Origin of the sequence: Pseudoduganella sp. RAF19, assembly GCF_052114165.1 — a bacterium.
GTDB lineage: Bacteria > Pseudomonadota > Gammaproteobacteria > Burkholderiales > Burkholderiaceae_D > Rugamonas.
Window position 1 is genome coordinate 426142 of sequence record NZ_JBFREF010000005.1, and the last position, 12395, is coordinate 438536.

9 protein-coding genes are annotated in these 12395 nt (G+C 61.9%); 3 read left to right on the top strand and 6 right to left on the bottom strand.

Annotated features, from left to right (window positions below; translation table 11 throughout):
• Positions 1 to 3: 3 nt before the first annotated feature.
• A complete protein-coding gene (locus tag AB4Z19_RS15105; protein ID WP_442035550.1) occupies positions 4 to 1953 on the top strand; it encodes a family 43 glycosylhydrolase in 1950 nt (649 codons plus the stop codon).
• Here the strand turns inward: AB4Z19_RS15105 and AB4Z19_RS15110 are convergent.
• From AB4Z19_RS15110 to AB4Z19_RS15135, 6 genes are read right to left on the bottom strand one after another with little or no spacing between them, the layout of a single operon-like run.
• Entirely contained in the window at positions 1940 to 3292 is a 1353-nt protein-coding gene (locus AB4Z19_RS15110; protein ID WP_442035551.1) for an FGGY-family carbohydrate kinase, read from the bottom strand. The genes AB4Z19_RS15105 and AB4Z19_RS15110 overlap by 14 nt on opposite strands.
• On the bottom strand, positions 3289 to 4305 hold the full coding sequence (locus AB4Z19_RS15115; RefSeq protein ID WP_442026638.1) for an ABC transporter permease: 1017 nt from the start codon (positions 4303 to 4305) through the stop codon (positions 3289 to 3291). Before AB4Z19_RS15115 ends, AB4Z19_RS15110 begins: the two co-directional genes overlap by 4 nt.
• Positions 4302 to 5294 carry an ABC transporter permease gene (locus tag AB4Z19_RS15120; protein WP_442026640.1) on the bottom strand — a complete coding sequence of 331 codons (993 nt, stop codon included), beginning with the start codon at positions 5292 to 5294 and terminating at the stop codon, positions 4302 to 4304. The genes AB4Z19_RS15115 and AB4Z19_RS15120 overlap by 4 nt, the downstream gene beginning before the upstream one ends.
• Positions 5291 to 6793 (bottom strand): sugar ABC transporter ATP-binding protein, encoded by a 1503-nt coding sequence (locus AB4Z19_RS15125; protein ID WP_442026642.1) that lies wholly within the window; start codon positions 6791 to 6793, stop codon positions 5291 to 5293. The genes AB4Z19_RS15120 and AB4Z19_RS15125 overlap by 4 nt, the downstream gene beginning before the upstream one ends.
• 6 nt (positions 6794 to 6799) lie before the next feature.
• On the bottom strand, positions 6800 to 7765 hold the full coding sequence (rhaS, locus tag AB4Z19_RS15130; RefSeq protein WP_442026644.1) for a rhamnose ABC transporter substrate-binding protein: 966 nt from the start codon (positions 7763 to 7765) through the stop codon (positions 6800 to 6802).
• Between the two features lie 38 nt (positions 7766 to 7803).
• A complete protein-coding gene (locus tag AB4Z19_RS15135) occupies positions 7804 to 8670 on the bottom strand; it encodes a DeoR/GlpR family DNA-binding transcription regulator (RefSeq protein WP_442026643.1) in 867 nt (288 codons plus the stop codon).
• A 291-nt stretch (positions 8671 to 8961) separates the two neighbouring features.
• Between AB4Z19_RS15135 and AB4Z19_RS15140 the strand changes: the two genes are divergently transcribed.
• Together AB4Z19_RS15140 and rhaI are read left to right on the top strand one after the other, a co-directional pair.
• Positions 8962 to 11061 (top strand): bifunctional rhamnulose-1-phosphate aldolase/short-chain dehydrogenase, encoded by a 2100-nt coding sequence (locus AB4Z19_RS15140; protein ID WP_442025079.1) that lies wholly within the window; start codon positions 8962 to 8964, stop codon positions 11059 to 11061.
• Between the two features lie 39 nt (positions 11062 to 11100).
• Positions 11101 to 12393 (top strand): L-rhamnose catabolism isomerase, encoded by a 1293-nt coding sequence (gene rhaI, locus AB4Z19_RS15145; RefSeq protein ID WP_442025077.1) that lies wholly within the window; start codon positions 11101 to 11103, stop codon positions 12391 to 12393.
• Positions 12394 to 12395 lie beyond the last annotated feature (2 nt).

The window sequence follows — 12395 nt, forward strand, 5'->3', positions numbered from 1 at the left end:
TAGATGGTTGCACGCTTCCCCGCGCTGCTGCGTTTTCTCGCAGCAGTTCTGCTGGCGGTGCTGGCGGCGGGGAGGGCGTGCGCGCTCCCTGCCGATCCGGCATTCAATAATCCCCTGGTGCTCCAGCGCGCCGACCCGCAAGTCGTCCTGCAGCAGGACGGCTTTTATTATTTCACCGCCACCGTTCCCGAATACGATCGTATCGAATTGCGGCGTGCCCGCACGCTCAACGATCTCGGTGCCGCGACGCCGCAGGTCGTGTGGCGCAAGCATGCCAGTGGCGAGATGGGGGCGCATATCTGGGCGCCGGAGCTGCATCGCATCAATGGCAAGTGGTACATCTACTTCACAGCCGGACGCGCCGACGCGATCTGGGAAATCCGCCTGTATGTGCTGGAGAACAGTTCGCCCGATCCATTCAAGGGGGAGTGGGTCGAGCGCGGCCAGCTGAAGACCGGCTGGGAGTCCTTCTCGCTGGACGCCACTACCTTCGAATTGCGTGGCCAGCGCTATCTGGTCTGGACGCAGCGCGGCCGCGATACGGCCAGCAAGGCGACCAATATCTACATCGCGAAGATGGACACACCAACCTCCATCACCGGTCCTGCGACCATGCTGTCAACGCCGGAATACCCGTGGGAGAAGGTGCGCTTTGACGTTAACGAAGCGCCGGCGGTCCTGGTGCGCAATGGCCGGGTGTTCCTGACCTATTCGGCCAGCGCGACGGACGCGAATTACGCCATGGGCATGCTGACCGCAGGCGACGATGCCAATCTGCTCGATCCAGCCTCGTGGCGTAAATCGCCGGAGCCGGTCATGCGCAGCAGCGCAGCGAACGGGCAGTATGGGCCGGGCCACAACTCCTTCACGACCACGCCGGACGGCAAGACCGATATCATCGTCTACCACGCGCGCAATTACCGCGATATCCAGGGCGATTCATTGCGCGATCCAAACCGCAATACGCGCGCTCAGGTGATCCATTGGCGTGCGGACGGCTCGCCGGATTTCGGCGAACCGGTGCCGGACGCCGCCGGTCATGCCGCGGCCAAGCCGCTGTTCCGCGATCCGGTCTACGACGGTGCTGCCGATCCTGTGGTGATCTGGAATCCGATGGTGAACCGCTGGTGGATGTTCTACACCAACCGCCGCGCCAACGTTGCTGGATTGGCGGACATCGCCTGGGTGCACGGCACGCGCATTGGCATCGCCGAATCGCCGGACGGTGCGGCGTGGAAGTACGTCGGCACCGCCAATATCGAACTCCCTGCCGACATGGGCGGCACCGACAGCACGCACTGGGCGCCCGATGTGGTGCGCGCGCCGGATGGCAGCTATCACATGTTCCTGACCGTGGTGCCGGGCATCTTCACGGACTGGAAGCATCCGCGCCGTATCGTTCATTTAAGTAGCACCGACTTGCGCAACTGGGGCAGTGCGCAGCCGCTCACGCTAGCGACGCCGAAGGTCATCGACGCCAGCCTGGCGCGCTTGCCGGGTGGCGGCTGGCGCATGTGGTACAACAATGAGGCGGACAAGAAGTCCATTTACTACGCCGACAGCCCTGATCTGGTGCAATGGACTGACCATGGCCGGGCTGTGGGCGACCAGGCAGGCGAAGGCCCGAAGATCTTTCAGTGGAAGGGCAGCTGGTGGATGATTACCGATGTCTGGCACGGTCTGGCTGTGTATCGCTCAAACGATGCCCTGGCGTGGCTGCGGCAGGCAGACAATCTGTTGCAGCATCCGGGCAAAGGCGACGATGATCGCGTAATTGGCGGACACCCCGATGTCGTGGTGAGCGGTGACCGCGCCTTCCTGTTCTACTTCACGCATCCGGACGGGAAGGGCACGCGCCGCAGCAGCATTCAGGTGGTCGAGTTGACCACCGACGGCCAGACACTGCGCGCCGACCGCGACGCGCCGGCCCACATCAACCTTATCCCGCAATAAGCTCCAGCCAGCGCTGGCGATAGCCCTCCAGGCCCGCCAGCGCAAGCGGTTCCGCAACGCGACCATGCAGCTGCGGCGACCCATCGCGCCGATGCAGCAGCCAGCCGCCGCAAGTCGTGCCGCTCGTGTCATCAGTCGCCGTCACGGCCGCCCGCGCGCGCAGTGCTGCCAGCACTGGAGCGAAATGCGGGTTCCCCGTGAACGCACCTTCCACCACGACAGCGCCCTGCACGTCTAACGCAGTCAGGCAGAAGTCGCACATGAGCGCCACATACAAGGTCGCCAGGGCGTACCGTTCCGCCGCGCTGGCCGGCGCGGGGCCAGCGATACGGCCGCTCTCGTGTGCGAAAGGTCCGGCTGCGGCGAAGCTTGGCAAGGCAAACGTGCCTTGCTCAACGATTTTTGCCAGATCATCTACACTGCATGGCGTAGGCGCGTCGCCGGCAATCGCGCCAAACTCCCGCCCGCCCATGAAGCGCATGCACGCCACGGCTTGTCCGAAGGCGCTGCTGTTCGCCAGCATGTCAGCTTCTTCGCGCAAGCCCTCCAGGGCCTTGCCCGGCGCCGCAGCAATCACCCAGGTGCCGGTCGACAGCACCGCAGGCGGCTCGGCGCCGCCGAGATGCCGCAACAAGGAAGCATTGCTATCGTGGATGCCGCACAGGATCTGGCAGTTCGCCGGCAAGCCCGTCTGCGCCGCCAGATCGGGCTTCAGAGCCCCAAGCGACTGCCATGCCAGCTGAAGCGTCGGAAACAGATGATGCCAGCCCATGCGCTCAACCAGCGCCGAGTAGCGCTGGCGTGCCGGCTGCCACAAATCCGTGTGACAGCCCAGCGACGTCACCTCGCTCGCCGCCACGCCGGACAAGCGCCACGCCCAATACTGCGGATACATCAGGACGTGCCGCGCCCGCGCAAACGCCGCAGGGAAGGCCATCGCCTGCCACACCAGCTGGCTGCCGAGATTCAGCCCGGTGCCGAGACGCGGAGAGTAGGAATTGACGTAAGCAGGCCGCAACTTGCGGTAACGCTCAACATGCTCGGGAGGCAGCTCATATTCGTAGTCCAGGACCGGTAACACCAGGCCTTCATCATCGACCAGCGCCGCAGTCGCGCCATGCGTGACCGGCACGATGGCGCCAATGCTGGCCTGCTGCGCAAAGCCGCGCAGCACATCCAGCATCCAGGTCCAGAGGCCTTCCGTATCGTGATGCGGGTACGGCCCATCGCGCAGGATGCTATTCGGCCTACGCTGCTCGGCCAGCTGCGTGCCATCGGCCGCAATCAGCGTCAGCTTGGCATTGGTCTTGCCGATATCGAGAACAACAGTCGCCGTCATTTGGCCACCTTGCGGCCGCGCAGCAGCCGCGGCAAGGCAATGGTCACCAGTAGCAGTACGCCGACCGCAATCGTCATGTAGATGCCGGGGATATTGGCCAGCGACAGGCCAAAGGTCACCATCCCCAGCGTCAGCACGGCCAGCATCACGCCGCCGATGGTGCCTGCGCCGCCGGAAATACTCACGCCACCGAGAATGACCATGGTGATCACTTCCAGCTCCCAGCCCATCGCAATGTTCGGGCGCGTGCTGCCGATGCGGCCCGTCAGCAGGAAGCCTGCCAGTCCGGCCATGGCGCCTGTCAGCATGAACAGCATGAAGCGGTAACGGTCAACCGAAATGCCGGAGAAGCGTGCCGCAACAGGGTTATTGCCGATGGCGTAAATGCGGCGTCCCCAGCTCGTCGCATGCAGCATGAAGGCAAACAGCGCCGCAAAGACCAGCAGCACGGTGAATTCGCGTGGCAGCGAACCAAAGAAATAGCCCTGGCCCCAGTCGGCCATCAATTGTGGGTAACCGGTGAAGGCCTGGTCGCCCAGCACCACGCTTGCCAGGCCGCGGAATAGCGACACCGTACCGATGGTGACAACGATGGAGGGCAGGGCGAAGCGCGTGACCAGCACGCCATTCAGCGCGCCGCAAGCCGTGCCGGTCGCCAGCGCCACGAACAGCAGGCTTTCCGCCGGCCAGCCCGCAGCTTTGGCCATCCCCATTGCCACCGAAGACAGCGCAAGAATGCCGGACACCGATATGTCGATTTCGCGGCAGATGATCAGTAGCGCCATCGGCAATGCGATCAGCGCCTTCTCGCTGAAGTTGAACGTGCCGTCAGCCAGGTTGTCGATATCGAGGAAATTCGGCAGCACCACGCTGTTGATGGCGAAGACGGCGATCAGCAGCAATGCGAGCAGAGATTCCCAGCGCCCCAGCAGGGTGCCAAGGCGGAAGCCAGGACGATCGAGAATGGTGTAGCGTGAAGTGCTGGGAGCGGACATGAGCGGAACGGAGTTCATACAGCACTCCTTGCATTGTTAGTCAGGTGCAGCGACAGGATCTGACGGCCCTTGCTGCGGTTGCCGCGTGCATTGATCAGCACCGCGGTCAGAATCACGAGACCCGTCAGCGCGCTTTGCCAGAACGGCGAAACCTGTACTACCGGCAACGCATTGCCGATCACGCCGAGGAAGAGGGCGCCGAGCACCGCGCCCAGCACCGAGCCGGAACCGCCGGCGATGCTGGTGCCGCCGATGACACAGGCAGCGATCACGGTGAATTCAAAGCCGTAGGCGATCTCGGTGTAGGCAACCGCGTAGCGCGCTACCCACAGGTAGCCGCACAGGCCCGCTACGGCGCCGGACAAGCCGTACGTCCAGAACAGGCGACGCGCAATCGGAATGCCGACGTAGCGCGCGGAAGAAGGTTCGTTGCCAATGGCGTAGAGGTCGCGGCCGAAGCGGCTATGGCAGGCGAGGAACCACACCGCCAGCGCGGCCGCCGCAGCGATCCACACCAGATGCGTGAGACCCAGCAAGCGCTCCAGCGGAAAAGCGATAAACCCATCCGGCATCTCGTGCGAGTTCACCCAGGCGCCGCCGGATAGCACGAACACCAAGCCGCGATACACGCTCATCGTGCCCAGTGTGACGACGATGGGCGGCAGCTCCAGATAGCCAATCAGCCAGCCATTGAGCAGCCCGAGCACGAGTCCCAGCCCAATCGCAACCAGCACGACGACAGGCAGCGGCAAGCCCGGATTGCGCGAAGCCAGCAGCGCAGCCGCCATGCCCGATAGCGCCAGATTCGACGCCACGGACAAGTCCACGCCACGCGTGACGATGACCAGCATCTGTGCCAGTGCAAGCATGATGAGCAAGGTGCTGTCCGTCAGCAGATTGCCCAGGCTGGGAATGCTGAAGAAGACCGGCGCACGCACACCGACCAGCAGAATGAGGGCAACGATCGAGAGCGCGAGCTGTGTTTCGCGTAGTTTAAGAATCTTCATACCGTCTCCAGCGCGGACGCCGCCGCCACCACGCGTTCGGGCGTCGCTTCATCGCGGCTGAACACTTGTTTGACATGGCCCTGGTGCATGACGACCACGCGGTCGGCCAGGCCCAGTACCTCCGGCAGTTCGGACGACACGAGAATCACGGACAAACCTTTCTCCACCAGCTGGCTGACAAAGCGGTGCACGGCAGCTTTGGAGCCGATATCGATGCCCTTGGTCGGCTCATCGAGAATGATGACTTTCGGCTGCGTCGCCAGCCATTTGCCCAGCACGACCTTCTGCTGATTACCGCCCGAAAGCTCGGACACATTTTGCGTCAGGTGGCTGGCCTTCAATTCCAGCTGTTCCGCGTAATGGCGCGCGATGGCGCATTCGTCCGAGCGGCGCTTGCGCAGGAAGAAGCCAATCCGCGACAGGATCGGCAGCGTAATGTTCTGCATGATGGGCAGCGACAAGTGCGCGCCCTGGTGCTGGCGGTCCTCCGGCACATAAGCGATGCCGTGTGCGACGGCGTCCTGCGGGCAGCCGATGCGTACCGGCTTGCCTTCAAGCTTCACGCTGCCGCAGACGTTACCCGTCAGCCCGAACAGCGCCTGCATCACTTCCGAGCGGCCCGCACCGACGAGGCCATAGAAGCCGAGGATCTCGCCGCGGCGTAGCTGGAAGCTGACGTTGTCGAATTCCGTAGGGTGGCACAGCTGGTCGACTTCCAGCAGCACTTCGCCGGGTGTGACATCCGCCTTGGGATAAGCATCCTGCACGGCGCGGCCGACCATCAGTGCGACCAGTTCCGATTCCGTGATATCGGCGAGCGAACCATCGGCAATGAACTGGCCATCGCGCAGAACCGTGTAGCGGTCGGCAACGGTAAAGATTTCGTCGAACTTGTGCGAGATGAAGATGACCGCCGTGCCGGCAGCGCGCAGCTGGCCGATGATGCGGTACAGCTCCTGGATTTCGCGCTGGGAGAGGGAGGCAGTCGGTTCGTCCAGGATCACCACGCGAGCATCCTGCGACAGGGCGCGTGCAATTTCGACAAAGTGGCGCTGCGCCACGCTCAGGTCCTTCACGCGCGCACGCACGGGCAGGGAGACTTCCAGCCGTTCGAACAGCTTCTCCGCTTCGGATTCGATCTGCTTCCAGTTGATGCGTCCACCACGGCAGGGCTGGCGGCCAACGTAGATGTTCTCCGCCACGGTCAGTTCATCGAACATCACCGTTTCCTGGTGCACGGCGGTGATGCCGGCGCATTGCGCATCCTGTGGAGAACTGAACGCGACTTCCTTGCCGCCCAGCCGGATACTGCCTTCATCCGGCTGATAGATGCCGGTCAGCGTTTTGACCAGCGTGGACTTGCCCGCGCCGTTCTCGCCGATCAGCGCCATCACTTCGCCGGCGCGGACCGAGAGCCCAACCCTGTTCAGCGCGACAATGCCCGCGAAACGCTTGCTGATGCCGGACAGCTCCAGCACTGGTGCTTGCATAGGCTGCATAACATCTCAGAAAATCTTGGAGAACTTATCGACGTTCTCTTTGTTGTAGGTGAAAGGCGGAGCCATTGCTGCCTCGCCGTGTGCATCGAGGGCGATGGTGCCCATGCGGCCTGCATTGACGCTGCCGCCCGGCTTCGCATTCGGATCGCCCTTGACGAAGTCGTAGGCCGCGTAAGTCGCTGCGTAGCCCAGATCGATCGGATTCCAGATCGCGAATTCGCGCACCGCACCGCTCTTCACATGGCCCGCCATTTCGGACGGCAGGCCAAGGCCGGTGACAAAGACCTTGCCCACCAGGTGTTCATCCACCACCGCTTTGCTGGCGGCGTTGATGCCCACCGTGGTCGGCGCAATGATGGCTTTCAGGTTTGGATTGCTGCGCAGGAGGCCGATCGCTTCGCGGTAGCTCTTGTCCGACTGGTCATCGCCGTACACGGTGGCCACCAGCTTCAGTTTCGAGAATTCCGGCTTGGCCAGATCATCCTTCATCACCTTGATCCAGATATTCTGATTGGTGGCTTGAGCGGACGCCGAGAGAATCGCGATTTCGCCGGCACCGCCAATGGCTTCGGAGGCCATCTCCAGCTGTTTGCGGCCGATCAGTTCCGCGTTCGATGGATTCAGCTGCATCAGGCGACCTTCTTCGGCCAGCCCGCTGTCGAAGGAAATCACCTTGATCCCGCGCGCCATGGCTTTTTTGGTGATCGGCACCAGCGCATTCGGATCGTTTGCAGAGATCACGATAGCGCTAACTTTCTGACTGATCAAAGAATTGATTATCTCGATTTGTCCTTCAGCGCTCGGCGTTGTCGGGCCGGTGTAGATGATCTCAACATCCTTCAGCTGCGCGGCTGCTTCGTTGGCGCCGGCGTGGGCGGCGTCGAAGAAGCCATTGCCCAGGCTTTTCACCACCATGGCGATGCGTACTTTCTCCGGCTTTTTCTCGCCGCAGCCGACAACCGCCGTGAGCATGCCTGCGGCCATCGCCGCGATCACTAATCTTCTGAGTTTCAATGCGATGTCTCCGTGTGATAGAGCGCTGCGGACTGGAAGTCAAAGTTCGGCGCGAACGTGGAGGGGCTGACGGATTGCGGCAGCGCTTCCGGCGCCACGGTCACCACATGCACGCCCGATTGCTCAAGCAGCTGCACTGCGGAGTCGGAGGCGTTGGTATCGGTGATCACGGTGGATACGCGATTCAGGCCGCACAGGATCAGGCCAGCCTTCTTGGCGAACTTCGAGCTATCGGCCAAAACGATCAATTCTTCGGCCTGACTGATCAAACGCTGCTCCGCTTGAATCAAAAGCGGATCAGCTTCCATCAATCCGAGCAGGGAAAGCCCATACACGCTCATGAACATCTTGGCGGCGTAATGGTGCTGGGTGATGTCGTTGTCGAACGGGCTGAGAATCACATTCTGCTCACGATAGACCTTGCCACCGGGGAGAATGATCTCGTTATCGCTCGAAACGAGCAGGCGCTCGGCCATCAGGAAGGAATTCGTGAGGATCTTCAGGTGTTTATCCATCAGGAATTCCGCCATCATGAAGGTGGTCGTGCCGCCATTGATGATGATGGTTTCGCCTTCCGAGCACAAGCTCGCCGCATAGCGGGCGATGGCGCGTTTGCGCTCGGCGTGGCATTCGATATTGTGCTGGAACGTCTCGCTCGTGAGCGGGAAGCTGCGCTTCTTCTGCGGCAGATTGGCGGCTCCTCCCCGTGTGCGCGTGAGCAGATTCCGCGCAGCGAGCCAACTGATATCCCGCCGCACGGTGGCGGGGGAGGCGCTTAGCCACTCAACCAGCTGTGGAACGCTGGCGGTTGTATGTTCCGAGAGTAGCTTGAGCAAACGTTTACGGCGCTTGTGATTCACCATCTTCGTCTCCTTTGTGTTGTGCCATCCTCAGTCCCGTAGCCGGTCCGGGTGGCAACTTTATTAAGACGAGACTAATCAAATCCCAATCGAGCGTCAATCAGAACATAATCAAATCGGTGATTATTTCTTGTGCATTGCGTGATTGGATGCGTATTTCGATCATCATTATGATTATTCTGTTCTTAGTCATCATGTTGATTGCTTCCGCATTGACACCCCACCGGCCGCTGATTTCTACTGGCTCCGGTTGCCTCGAAGGCAAAACAAACGCAATTCAACACGGAGAAAGTAATGCAAGATTCAAAGCAGAAGGCAGCGATCGAATCGCTGTGGGACGACGCGAAGGCCGCCTCCATGAGCGAACCAGAGCTGCTGCTGTACCGTTCCAACCTGCTCGGATCGGACCTGCGCATCACGAACTTTGGCGGCGGTAATACCTCGGCCAAAGTGATGATGGAAGATCCGCTGAGCGGTGAGCAGGTGGAGGTTCTGTGGGTGAAGGGCTCGGGCGGTGACCTGGGAAGCATCAAACTGGATGGCTTCTCCACGCTCTACATGAGCAAACTGCAGGCGCTGAAGCAGCGCTACCGCGGTCTTGAGCACGAAGACGAGATGGTCGGCTATCTGCCGCACTGCACTTTCAACCTGAATCCACGCGCCGCGTCGATCGACACGCCGCTGCACGCCTACATCGACCGCAAGCATGTGGACCACATGCACCCGGACTCCGTGATCGCCATCGCCGCCTGCGCCAGCAGCAAGGCGCTGACCGCAAAAATCTTCGAAGGTGAATTGGGCTGGCTGCCGTGGCAGCGTCCGGGCTATGACCTGGGCCTGAAGCTGGAAGCGCTGTCGAAAGCGCAGCCGGAACTGAAGGGCATCATCCTGGAAGGCCACGGCCTGTTCACCTGGGGCGATACCGCCAAGTCCTGCTACGAAACCACGCTGGCCATCATCAAGCGCGCCGAGGAATGGCTGGCCGCGAATGTGAAGCAGCCGGTGTTCGGCGGCGCGGCGATTGCGCCAATGGCCGCGCAACAGCGCGCTGACCTGGCTGCGCGCCTGATGCCTATCCTGCGCGGCAAAATCAGCAAGACCGAATTCAAACTGGGCCACTTCGACGATAGCGCCGCCGTGCTCGAATTCGTGTGCAGCCGTGATCTGAAGCCGCTGGCGGCGCTGGGCACTTCCTGCCCGGACCACTTCCTGCGCACCAAGATCCGTCCCTATGTGATCGATTTCGATCCGTCCAAGCCGGACTTTGACGCGCTGGTCGCCAGCCTGGATGCCGGCCTGGAAGCCTACCGCGCCGACTACGTGGCTTACTACGAGCGCTGCAAGCGTTCCAACAGCCCGGCCGTACGCGACGCAAATCCGATTATTTACCTGATTCCGGGCGTGGGCATGCTGTCTTTCGCCAAGGACAAGGCCACGGCGCGTATCGCCGGCGAGTTCTACGTCAACGCGATCAACGTGATGCGCGGCGCGAACGGTGTGGATTCCTATGTCGGTCTGCCGGAGCAGGAAGCCTTTGACATCGAATACTGGCTGCTGGAAGAGGCGAAGCTGCAGCGTATGCCGAAGCCGAAATCCCTGGCGGGCCGCATCGCTCTGGTGACCGGCGGCGCAGGCGGTATCGGCCAGGCTGTCGCGCGCCAGCTGCTGCAGGAAGGCGCATGCGTGCTGCTGACCGATATCGATAAGGAAGTGCTCGATGAGGCGCACAAAGCCCTGGTCAAGGTCGCAGGCAAGGACAACGTGGCCAGCTTTATCGCCGACGTGACCAGCGAACAGGCAGTGGAAGACGTGCTGCGCGAATCCTCGCTGCGCTTTGGCGGCGTGGACCTGCTGGTGTCCAATGCCGGTATCGCATCCTCCGCACCGCTGGAAGACACTACCCTGGAAATCTGGCAGCGTAATCAGGATATTCTGGTCAAGGGCTACTTCCTGGTCAGCCGCGGCGCTTTCCGCATCATGAAGCAGCAGAAGCTGGGCGGCAGCATGGTGTTCGTGGCGTCGAAGAACGGCCTGGTGGCATCGGCTGGTGCCTCGGCCTACTGCACCGCCAAGGCTGCGGAAATTCATCTGGCGCGCTGCGTGGCGCTGGAAGGTGCGCCACATGGCATCCGCGTCAATGTCGTCAATCCGGACGCCGTGATCCGCGGTTCCCGCATCTGGGATGGCAAGTGGAAGCAGGAGCGTGCACAATCGAACAAGATCGAAGCGGACGATGTGGAAGCCTTCTACCGCGACCGCAGCATGCTGAAACTGAGCGTTCTGCCGGAAGATATCGCAGAGGCGGTGTACTTCCTGGCCAGCGACAAGGCAGGCAAGAGCACTGGTAATGTAATCAACGTGGATGCCGGCAACGCCGCAGCTTTCACGCGATAGTCAGACCGCAATAAGCGGCGGAACAAAGGAGACAACGAGATGAGTGCAGTATTCGACCAGGGCCAGGTGGCCGCGCATAACGCCACCCTGCAGGCAAACCTGGATGCCGACTACGCCGCCTTGGGCGGCATGCTGGCGCGCCGCGGTGTGGACATTGAAAAGCTGACCGCGGCGGCCCAGAGCTTCGCGGTGGCTATCCCCAGCTGGGGTGTAGGCACCGGCGGCACGCGCTTTGCGCGCTTCCCCGGCAAGGGCGAGCCGCGCAATGTGTTCGAGAAGATGGAAGATTGCGGTGTGATCCATCAGCTCACTCGTGCGACGCCTTCCGTTTCGCTGCACTTCCCGTGGGATAAGACGGACGATCCGAAAGCCCTGCGCGAGCAGGCTGCGTCGTACGGCTTAGGCTTCGACGCGGTCAACTCCAATACCTTCCAGGATCAGGCCAATCAGGCGCAGACCTACAAGTACGGCAGCCTGACCGCGCAAAGCGCCGCCGTGCGCGCGCAAGCTGTGGCGCACAATATCGAGTGTATCGAGTTGGGCAAGGCGCTTGGATCGAAGGCGCTGACCGTGTGGGTGGGCGACGGCGCCAACTTCCCCGGCCAGCACAATCTGCGCGGTTCGCTGGAGCGCTATCTGGATTCCATGCGCGACATTTACGGTGCGTTGCCGGAAGACTGGCTGGTCTTCATCGAACACAAGCTGTTCGAGCCGGCCTTCTATGCAACCACCATCGCTGACTGGGGCACCAGCTTCGCATGCGCGCAGCAATTGGGCGACAAGGCGAAGTGCCTTGTCGATTTGGGCCACCATGCGCCCAACACCAATATTGAAATGATCGTGGCGCGCCTGGCGCAGTTCGGCAAGCTGGGTGGCTTCCACTTCAACGATAGCAAGTATGGCGACGACGACCTGGATTCGGGCAGCATCAATCCTTTCCAGCTCTTCCTGATCTTTAACGAACTGGCGGATGCCACTTTGCGCGATGCCGCGCTGCGTCCGGCCTATATGCTGGACCAGTCGCATAATGTGACCGATCCGATTGAGAGCCTGATGAACAGTGCAGCGGAAGTGCAGCGCGCTTTCGTACAGGCGGCATTGGTCGATCGCGAAACGCTGCGCGGCTTCCAGGAATCGAATGATGCACTGCAGTCGGCGCAAACGCTGAAGCAGGCTTACCGCACGGACGTCAGCCCCATCCTCGCGATGGCGCGCGCACGCTCGGGAGGCGCGATCGATCCGGTGGCGTGCTACCGCGCGGCCGGCTATCGCGAACAGGCTGCCGTGCGCCGTCCGGCCAAGGCAGGAGTAAGCGGCAGCGGCATCGTCTGAGC

Coding starts and splice junctions, on each gene's coding strand:
- AB4Z19_RS15105 (WP_442035550.1), top strand. CDS start 4: ATGGTTGCACGCTTCCCCGCGCTGCTGCGTTTTCTCGCAGCAGTTCTG.
- AB4Z19_RS15110 (WP_442035551.1), bottom strand. CDS start 3,292: ATGACGGCGACTGTTGTTCTCGATATCGGCAAGACCAATGCCAAGCTG.
- AB4Z19_RS15115 (WP_442026638.1), bottom strand. CDS start 4,305: ATGAACTCCGTTCCGCTCATGTCCGCTCCCAGCACTTCACGCTACACC.
- AB4Z19_RS15120 (WP_442026640.1), bottom strand. CDS start 5,294: ATGAAGATTCTTAAACTACGCGAAACACAGCTCGCGCTCTCGATCGTT.
- AB4Z19_RS15125 (WP_442026642.1), bottom strand. CDS start 6,793: ATGCAGCCTATGCAAGCACCAGTGCTGGAGCTGTCCGGCATCAGCAAG.
- rhaS (WP_442026644.1), bottom strand. CDS start 7,765: ATGCTCACGGCGGTTGTCGGCTGCGGCGAGAAAAAGCCGGAGAAAGTA.
- AB4Z19_RS15135 (WP_442026643.1), bottom strand. CDS start 8,670: ATGGTGAATCACAAGCGCCGTAAACGTTTGCTCAAGCTACTCTCGGAA.
- AB4Z19_RS15140 (WP_442025079.1), top strand. CDS start 8,962: ATGCAAGATTCAAAGCAGAAGGCAGCGATCGAATCGCTGTGGGACGAC.
- rhaI (WP_442025077.1), top strand. CDS start 11,101: ATGAGTGCAGTATTCGACCAGGGCCAGGTGGCCGCGCATAACGCCACC.